14 protein-coding genes are annotated in these 7,241 nt (G+C 71.0%); all 14 read right to left on the minus strand.

Translation table 11 applies throughout. From position 1 onward, the window contains the following. Positions 1-217: hypothetical protein (locus tag AIIKEEIJ_RS10900; protein ID WP_161995629.1), on the minus strand; the 217-nt coding region annotated here is incomplete at its 3' end. Positions 218-612: 395 nt separating this feature from the next. Next, a complete protein-coding gene (locus AIIKEEIJ_RS10905) occupies positions 613-1,146 on the minus strand; it encodes a hypothetical protein (protein WP_161995630.1) in 534 nt (177 codons plus the stop codon). A gap of 838 nt (positions 1,147-1,984) precedes the next feature. Continuing rightward, positions 1,985-2,332 carry a hypothetical protein gene (locus AIIKEEIJ_RS10910; protein ID WP_161995631.1) on the minus strand — a complete coding sequence of 116 codons (348 nt, stop codon included), beginning with the start codon at positions 2,330-2,332 and terminating at the stop codon, positions 1,985-1,987. 170 nt (positions 2,333-2,502) lie between these two features. Beyond that, positions 2,503-2,661, minus strand: coding sequence for a hypothetical protein (locus AIIKEEIJ_RS10915; RefSeq protein WP_161995632.1), 159 nt, complete (start codon positions 2,659-2,661; stop codon positions 2,503-2,505). After that, entirely contained in the window at positions 2,658-2,849 is a 192-nt protein-coding gene (locus AIIKEEIJ_RS10920; RefSeq protein ID WP_161995633.1) for a hypothetical protein, read from the minus strand. The genes AIIKEEIJ_RS10915 and AIIKEEIJ_RS10920 overlap by 4 nt, the downstream gene beginning before the upstream one ends. 26 nt (positions 2,850-2,875) lie before the next feature. Beyond that, positions 2,876-3,634, minus strand: a complete 759-nt coding sequence (locus AIIKEEIJ_RS10925) for a recombinase family protein (protein ID WP_338020936.1) — start codon at positions 3,632-3,634, stop codon at positions 2,876-2,878. A 206-nt stretch (positions 3,635-3,840) separates the two neighbouring features. Next, positions 3,841-4,056, minus strand: coding sequence for a hypothetical protein (locus AIIKEEIJ_RS10930; RefSeq protein ID WP_161995634.1), 216 nt, complete (start codon positions 4,054-4,056; stop codon positions 3,841-3,843). Further along, a complete protein-coding gene (locus AIIKEEIJ_RS10935; RefSeq protein ID WP_161995635.1) occupies positions 4,053-4,664 on the minus strand; it encodes a hypothetical protein in 612 nt (203 codons plus the stop codon). Before AIIKEEIJ_RS10935 ends, AIIKEEIJ_RS10930 begins: the two co-directional genes overlap by 4 nt. Further along, a complete protein-coding gene (locus AIIKEEIJ_RS10940; RefSeq protein ID WP_161995636.1) occupies positions 4,657-4,908 on the minus strand; it encodes a hypothetical protein in 252 nt (83 codons plus the stop codon). Before AIIKEEIJ_RS10940 ends, AIIKEEIJ_RS10935 begins: the two co-directional genes overlap by 8 nt. Continuing rightward, the gene (locus tag AIIKEEIJ_RS10945) at positions 4,905-5,450 is read right to left on the minus strand and encodes a hypothetical protein (protein WP_161995637.1); all 546 of its coding nucleotides are present in this window, start codon (positions 5,448-5,450) and stop codon (positions 4,905-4,907) included. Before AIIKEEIJ_RS10945 ends, AIIKEEIJ_RS10940 begins: the two co-directional genes overlap by 4 nt. Continuing rightward, the gene (locus tag AIIKEEIJ_RS10950) at positions 5,447-5,659 is read right to left on the minus strand and encodes a hypothetical protein (protein WP_161995638.1); all 213 of its coding nucleotides are present in this window, start codon (positions 5,657-5,659) and stop codon (positions 5,447-5,449) included. The genes AIIKEEIJ_RS10945 and AIIKEEIJ_RS10950 overlap by 4 nt, the downstream gene beginning before the upstream one ends. Beyond that, positions 5,656-5,871, minus strand: a complete 216-nt coding sequence (locus AIIKEEIJ_RS10955) for a hypothetical protein (RefSeq protein WP_161995639.1) — start codon at positions 5,869-5,871, stop codon at positions 5,656-5,658. Before AIIKEEIJ_RS10955 ends, AIIKEEIJ_RS10950 begins: the two co-directional genes overlap by 4 nt. Beyond that, positions 5,868-6,071, minus strand: coding sequence for a helix-turn-helix domain-containing protein (locus tag AIIKEEIJ_RS10960; protein ID WP_161995640.1), 204 nt, complete (start codon positions 6,069-6,071; stop codon positions 5,868-5,870). The genes AIIKEEIJ_RS10955 and AIIKEEIJ_RS10960 overlap by 4 nt, the downstream gene beginning before the upstream one ends. 255 nt (positions 6,072-6,326) lie before the next feature. Next, positions 6,327-7,241: hypothetical protein (locus AIIKEEIJ_RS10965; protein ID WP_161995641.1), on the minus strand; the 915-nt coding region annotated here is incomplete at its 5' end.

Consider the following 7,241-nt stretch of genomic DNA (forward strand, 5'->3'; position numbering starts at 1 on the left):
GCGCCCACAGGCGGCTGTTGACGTTGGCGATGGCGTCGACGTACTGGGCTTCGGTCCAGCCGCGGCGGTGCGCGGACATGGCAATGCTGACGCACTTCGCGTAGACCTTGCGCGCGTCGCGGGTGGTTACGCCGTCGCGGATGGTGTCGACTGCCCAGCCGGGCAGGGCGCGGTCGAGGGCCGGGGCGGGTTCCGGTGCCGGGGCGATGTCTGACAAGGGGGCTCCTTGTGTCGGGCGGCGCCCCACAAGGCCCACGCGCCACAGGCCGGAGAAACGCGGTCCCTTGCAGGGGTAACCGCGCGCGACCCTGTAGACTCACATCCCAGAGCAGCGGGATGTGTGGACGCTTGCGAGAGCGACGCATCTTCTTTTGTCAGGGACCCCCGGGGTGGTAGCCGGGGGTTCACTGCTTTTCAGGGGTAAGCGCAGGTGGTAGGGGCACCCCGGAACCGCAGTAACACCGCAGCCTACTGCCCCGCGCCGCCGTATCCGGGGCACCGCGCCGCACCCCGCCGGCCCCCGACCGTTTCCCGAGCATGCGGCGCTGCAACTACCGGTCGCCTAGGTGACCGGTACTTCCTCGGACTGCACAATTTCTGTGCAGTCGCAGGTCAGACGCCGAACCTGCCTGCGATGCGCTCGAGCAGCCCCCGCCGCTGCTGCTGCTCCACCGGTGCCGGGACAGGGGCCGGGACGGTAGGCGCCGGGACACGATCACTGCGGCCTGCCTCGAGCGCCGCCACCGTGCGCCGCAGGTCCCCAATCTGCTCGGCCCGTTCCCGGGCGATCGCCTCCGCCGCGGCCCGCTGTAGGCGCTCCCGCTCCGTCTCCCTCTGCTGCTCGACGAGCGCGGCCTCAAGCTCCCGCACCCGGGCCGCCAGCTGGTCAGCCGCGCTCACCTGCTCGGCATCCGCCCGGGCATGGCCGGGGCCAGGGTCGGGCGGGCTGGGCCTGTCCGGGGTGAACCCCGCAGCGAGCAGGCCCTCGAGCGGGATGCTCCACCCTTCCGGGGTGTGCTCGGCGCCGGGGATCCGGCCGGCGGCCAGGGCGCGTTGGATGGTGCTGCGGGAGACGGCGCAGCGGCGTGCGGCTTCGGCGGCCGACCACCGAGGCCGGCCCCCGTTGTCGGTGCTGGGGGAACTCATGGCCCTGATCCTGCCGGGTCGCCGTTCGGCAGGGATGACGGACACGCACTGCGTAGATTCCGCACCCCGCTCCGCACCGCTGGACGTCGCTGTGCGGCGCTGGACACCGCCCCTGGGCGTTTAGAACCCTTCGAAACCCAAGTTTGGGGTGTCCAGGTGGGCCGATTTTGGGGCGTGTAGAACACTTCCGAGCACTCCTCACAGCACATCTTGCGTGACACACGGAGGTTCGCGCGTACCCGGCAGGCCCGTAAGGGGCCCTATACGGCCCGTAGACGGATCTAACCCGCTCAGGCAAGGTTGATACCGGATCAGACTGTGACAAAAGCCCTGTGTGTTGCCGCTTTTTGAGCAAGAAGGCTATTTTGGGATATAGAAAAGCGCCGGGGCCCGTTGATCAGACGGACACCCGACGCCGCTCTAGTTCCCGCCTACAGGAACCACAGGTGATCGCTCAGCCATTGAGCGAGATCGAGAAAGGCTCTGGAGACGTTCCAGATGGTGGCACCCATCCGGACGTAATCCAGGGTCTTTCGCTTTTTGGGCGACTCGACCATGTCCCTGCTCACCTCCTGACCCGGGGATACGGCCCCGTACGGAGGCCGCATATCCGGCGGATCGGTGCCCCGAGGGACCGAAACCAGCAGGAAGCTTGGTTCAACGTTACAACGAGGTGCCCGACAGATCGCTGCGACGCGAAACCGGTTTACGCGATTTACGAATGAAACCGCAGGTCAGAGGGCGGTGTCCTGCGCGTCGCGCAGACGGAAATTGTGCGCCCTCGGCAGGTTCTTCCGGAGGTCTTCCAGATGTCCGACAGCCTCGGAGATCTACTCTGCTAAGGCTTCCCGGCGGCGTTCGGCCACAGCCGGCGGGCGTCCTGCTCGACGGCCCGCATCCGTTCCGTGGCGACGGTGAACGCGGTCAAAGCGTCCTCGAGGCCGGACAGAATGCGCAGCAGCGCCGCCTTCGTCGCCTCCGGCCCGAGGGGCCGCTCATCGTCGCCGAACAGCTGCACCGTGCTTGGGTCCAGATCCCCGTACCGGTCCCGGATGGATCCGGCGAGCAGCACGCTGCTGTCGGCGGCGTCCAGCAGTGTCTTGCACAGCATCGCGCCGCGGGTCGCGGAGTCGGGCTTGAAGTCGAGGCCGGCGAGGGGGTCGTCAGGTTCGGAGGGCGTGGTCATGCCCCTGATCGTGCCCGCTCAGCGCCCGTGCAGGACCGCGGACACGCCCGGGCAGGGATGAGGTCACCCCGGGGTGCCCGGGGTCCGGAAAACGGACGCTGTACGGGCCGTACAGACGCGAACACCCCCGGCCCGGGGTGAGGGGCTCGGGGGCGCCGGCAACGGGTCGCCTAGAAGTCGAGGTTCGGCGCCTGCCGCAGCGCCTCCTGCAGCGCATCCACCAGGGCGTGCGCCGTGTCCACGTCGAGCACGTGCCGGGTGCCGTACACCTCGATGCCGATGTGCTCCCGACTGAGGGCGGCGGCAGACACGTCGTGCGGGCCGCTCATGCGCGCCCCTCGAAGTACTCGCTCCACCCGGCGAGCCAGGCGCTTTCATACGCTGCGGCGTCGATCTCCCCCGGGGGCAGGGCGAACCACACCGGCCCGTCCTCGGCGCTCGAGGCGTCCCCGGTGTGCTCGCGGTCGACGGCGGCCGCGTACCCCGCGGCGTGCCCCCGCTCGTATGTGCTGCTCATGGCGTGTTCCTTCCGGTAGGGGTGCGTCAGGCGAGGCGGCTGTTCAGGTCGGCGAACATCTCCGCCGCAAGCTCGTGGGCGCGCTGGCAGTCCAGGGCGCGCTGCACCTGCGGCGCGTGCCACGTCGCCTTACCGGCGCCGGTGGGGATGCCGTCGCGCATGAGACCTGCGGCGATCGTGCGCAAGCTCATCCCGGCCGCAGCTTCGGTGATGATGCGGCGCAGCACCTCGTCCGGCACCTGCGTGGGCCTGCCCAGCTGCACGCCCTGCGCCTTTTTCACCGCCAGCGCCTCGCGGGTGCGCTGTCCGATCAAACGGCGCTCGAGCTGCGAGAACACCATGAGCATGCCTGCCTGTGCCTCCCCGGCGGGGGTAGTCATGTCCGCGGCCAGGTCGAGCGTCATGACCTGCCAGCCTTCGACCCGGGCGGTGTCGACCAGCACCGCGGCGTGGTGCACCGATCGGGAGAGTCGGTCGAGCTTGGCCGCGATGAGGATCGCGGCCTCCTTGCTGCGCACTGCGGCGAGTGCGGCGCGCAGGCCGGGCCGCTTGGACGGGGCCAGGCCGCCGGACACCCCGGCGTCTTCGTACCAGCCGACGATGGTCAGCCCGCGGCGCTGCGCTTCGGCTTCGATTGCGGCGCGCTGCGCTCCGAGGCCGAGGCCGGATTCGGCCTGCTCGGCGGTGGACACGCGCAGGTAGGCGACGGCGGTGCCGGCGGGCGCGGTGGCGGGGGTACGGCTGCGGCGGCCGGGGATTGCGGTGTTGCGGCGGGGTGCGGTCACGAGCAGCACTGTAACACTAACGCCCGACACCGTTACAACCCGTAACTGCCCGCTCCTGCCCGCGAGCCCCGGGCACTCGGGAAATGCAGAACACCCCCCGGGGTTCAGTACCTCGGGGGGTGTTCTGGTGCGCCGGGCCGATGACACGTGCCACCCCCACGGCCCGGCGCGGCCGCGGGCGACCTGCTCAAGCACCCGCGGCAGTCTCAGGAGGCGCCGGCGGCCGCATCCTCGATCGCCGACCGGTGCGCCCGCAGCCGCGCCACTAGGGAGGCGAGCACCCGTTCAGCCTTGCGGGTGTCGCCGTCCTCCACCGCCACCCACGCCTGTACGACGTCGGCGAGGGTGTCCTCGAGCACCTGCCACGCGGGGTGCACCTCGAGGCGGTCGAGCAACTGCGGCGTCCAGGCCGGGGCGCTCACGCGGCCTGCGGGCCGTCGAGGTCGCGCAGCACGTGCGGCCACGAGTCCCGGGCGGGGCCGCCCTCGAGCTGCACGCCGCAATCGACCTGCGCGAGCAGGATGGACAGCCAGCCGCGGGGGGTCTCCTCGCCCCACGGTTCGCCGTCGACGACGACCGCCCCGACCGTGCCCCCGTGGCCGATCACCACGTGGTTCTTGCGGTCGATCTCCGGGCCCCATGCCTTCGGGTTGACGCCCCATTCGCCAGCGGGCACCTTCGCGTCGAGGAGGCCGCGGATCGCCTGGTCACGGGCGGCGCCGTACTCGGCGAGGTGCTCGTTCATGCGCTGGATGGCGGCCTTGGCCTGCGCGAACGCTGCGGCGGCCTTGCCGAGCTCGACGGACTCGCGCCGCAGGGCGATTGCGTCCCGCTTCGCCTTCTCCCGGCGCTCGTATGCGGCGGCCAGGGCTGCGGCTTCGGCGCGGCGGGCGCGGCCGGTGTCGGCCAGCTGCTCGACCTCGAGGGCGGCGCGGGCTGCGGCGAGCTCGGCCGGGGCGACGGTCTCACCTGCGAGGATGCGCTCCTCGAGGGCGGCGAGACGCTGAGCGGCGGAACGGGTTTCAGGCATTGCGGGTGCTCCTTGCGATTGCGGTACGTGCGATCAGTGCGCCGACGGTGGGAAGGCCGTGCTCATCGACGGCGTCGGGGTCGTAGCGGCCTGCGCGGCGGTCACGGCGGGTCTGGATCAGGGCCGCGACACTCGGGCCGGTGTCCTGCGGCGGCGCGTCGGGCGCTTCCTCAGCGGGGGCCGGCGCCGTGGCCGGGGGCAGGCGGAACCCTGAAAGCCCAGGGTGCGGGGCGTTTTCTGTCATGCGGGGTAGTCCTCAATGTCGGAGAAGGTGGGCAGGCCGACGCAGGCGGGGTCGGCGCCGGGCGGAACCGCGGACAGGCCGACCTGCCGGGCGTCCACGACGCTGCCGCGGATCGCGCCCATCAGTTCGGTGAGCGCGGCGCGGGTCTCGATCTCGGATTCGGCGAGTTCGTCGAGCTCCGGCTCGAGGCGCAGCACCTTGTCCGTGCCGATCGCGGCGACGGTGGCGAGGTGCCGGCCTTCGATGCGTTCGTCCCGCAGGGCCTGGATCAGCTGGTGCACGGCGAGGGCGGTGACGGCGTGCCAGCCGTCCGCGAGGCGGGCGCGGCGGGTAGCGGCGTCCATCTGCGCGGCCGCGGTGGCCTGCACCGGGGCGCGGTCGAAGCTGACACCTGCGAGTTCGGCGGCGCGGGTGACGGTGCCTGCGGCGCAGCCGAGACGGCGGGCGATCTCGTTGCGGCCGAGACCTTCGGCGTGGAGCTTGCGGACGGCCTCGGTGAGCAGCTGTGCCCGGGACGTCTTTTTTGGGGCCTGACCAGTCACGCGGCGGCTCGATTCGTGGCCTTGCGGAGGGCCCGGATGGCGGGGATGTGCTCGCCGGGCCAGTCGTTGCGGGGCCGCCCGTGGAGGCGCTGGATCGCCTGGGCGAAGCATCCGAGGCAGGCGGTGCGGCGGGCGCCGGTGGTGGTGCGGCTGTAGGCGCTGGGAGGCAGGTCGTGGCCACAGGTGGTGCAGGTGTGCCGGTCGGTCATGGGGTGCCCTCCTTGGGGGCGTCTTCCCTGGTCAGGGTTGCGATGCGGCCGATCACGACGTCGAGGGCGGCGGCGATGTCGGTGGTGGTGGCGGTGCCGTCGGCGATGTCGTCGCGGAGTGCGGCAATGGCCTGATCAGCGAGGGTGTGCAGCTGCTCGAGGAGGCGGTGCCGGCGGGCGGTGGCGGCGACGGTGCCGGGATGCGGGCTCATCGAGCCTGCGTGTCGACCACGCGGCTGTCCATCCATTCGCGCAGGTCGGCGACGGCGTAGCGGATGGTGCGGCCGTTGACGATCCGGTAGCGGGGGCCGCGCTGTTCGCTGCGGAGGCGTTCGAGGGTGTAGGCGCTGAACCCGGTGATGCGGGCGGCCTCGGCGGCGCTCACGTATTCGGGGGGTGCTGGTGTGTTCATGCCGGTGAATACTGGCAGGTTTCGTGTTGGCTGAATATGCAGAGTTACTGCGGCGCAACATGTTTCGGTCTACAGGGGGTGCGGCGCGGGTGCGGCGTTCGCATACGGCGTGTGCGGCGCGGGGTGCGGCACCGGCAGGAATCGGCCCTGTAGACGCCCGTGTGCGCCCCTGCCTGGAGGGGGTACCGCGGGGCTCCGGGCAGGGGCAAGCGTGCTCGTGCGGAACGAACAGCCGGGATTGTGTCGGGCCGCGCGTTAGGCGGCGCTACGCCACTTCGCGGCGAGCTTCGCGGCGACAGTACCGGCGTCGTGTCCGGCGGCGTGGAATCCCGCGAGGAAGACGCCCCACTCCGGGGTGTCCAGGGCTTCCGGGTCGTACCCTTCGGCGCGCAGGGCGTCATCGAAGGCGCGAAGCCATTGCAGGGCGGACGTATCCCTATGTGCCACCGATTCGGTGTCAGCCTCGGACGTATCCCTATGTGCCACGGTGCCGACTTCCGGATCCTGCGCGGGCGGCGCGGCGTCGGCTGTCTTGGCGGCGAGGGTGTCTTGGCGTTCGCTTCTCTCTTCCGGTTGGCACATAGGGGTACTTCCCCCGTTTATATGTGCCACGACCTCCACGGGCGGCAGACCATAGATCGCCGCCCTCCCCTTCCCCGGCTCCCCCCGCTTCCCCGCGGAGTACTTCACCAGCATCCCGCGCTCCGTCAGCTTGCCCAGCACCCTCGCCGCCCTGCGGTGCGGCATGCGCGCGCTCTCGGCCACGTCGCGGCCCGGGCAGGCGACGCGCAGCATCCCGCGTCGCTCGGTCTCGCTGATGACGTAGGTCATGACGGCGATCTCGTCGGCGCTGAGGTTGTCGGTGCGGGCATCGAGGCGGTCGGCCCAGGCGTAGGCGAGTTCGACGGCGTCGTCGGCGATCTCTTCGCGGGTGCGCATGCCGACGTTGTTCGCGTTGGCGACACCGGTTTCCCAGGCTTTGCGGAGCTGCCTGTATGCGGTGGGCATGGAGGCGGTGCGGCCGTCGCGGCGGGTCATGAGCTGCGCCCACAGGCGGCTGTTGACGTTGGCGATGGCGTCGACGTACTGGGCTTCGGTCCAGCCGCGGCGGTGCGCGGACATGGCAATGCTGACGCACTTCGCGTAGACCTTGCGCGCGTCGCGGGTGGT

Source organism: Rhodococcus sp. YH1, assembly GCF_009939605.1.
GTDB classification, from domain to species: Bacteria; Actinomycetota; Actinomycetes; order Mycobacteriales; family Mycobacteriaceae; genus Rhodococcus; species Rhodococcus aetherivorans.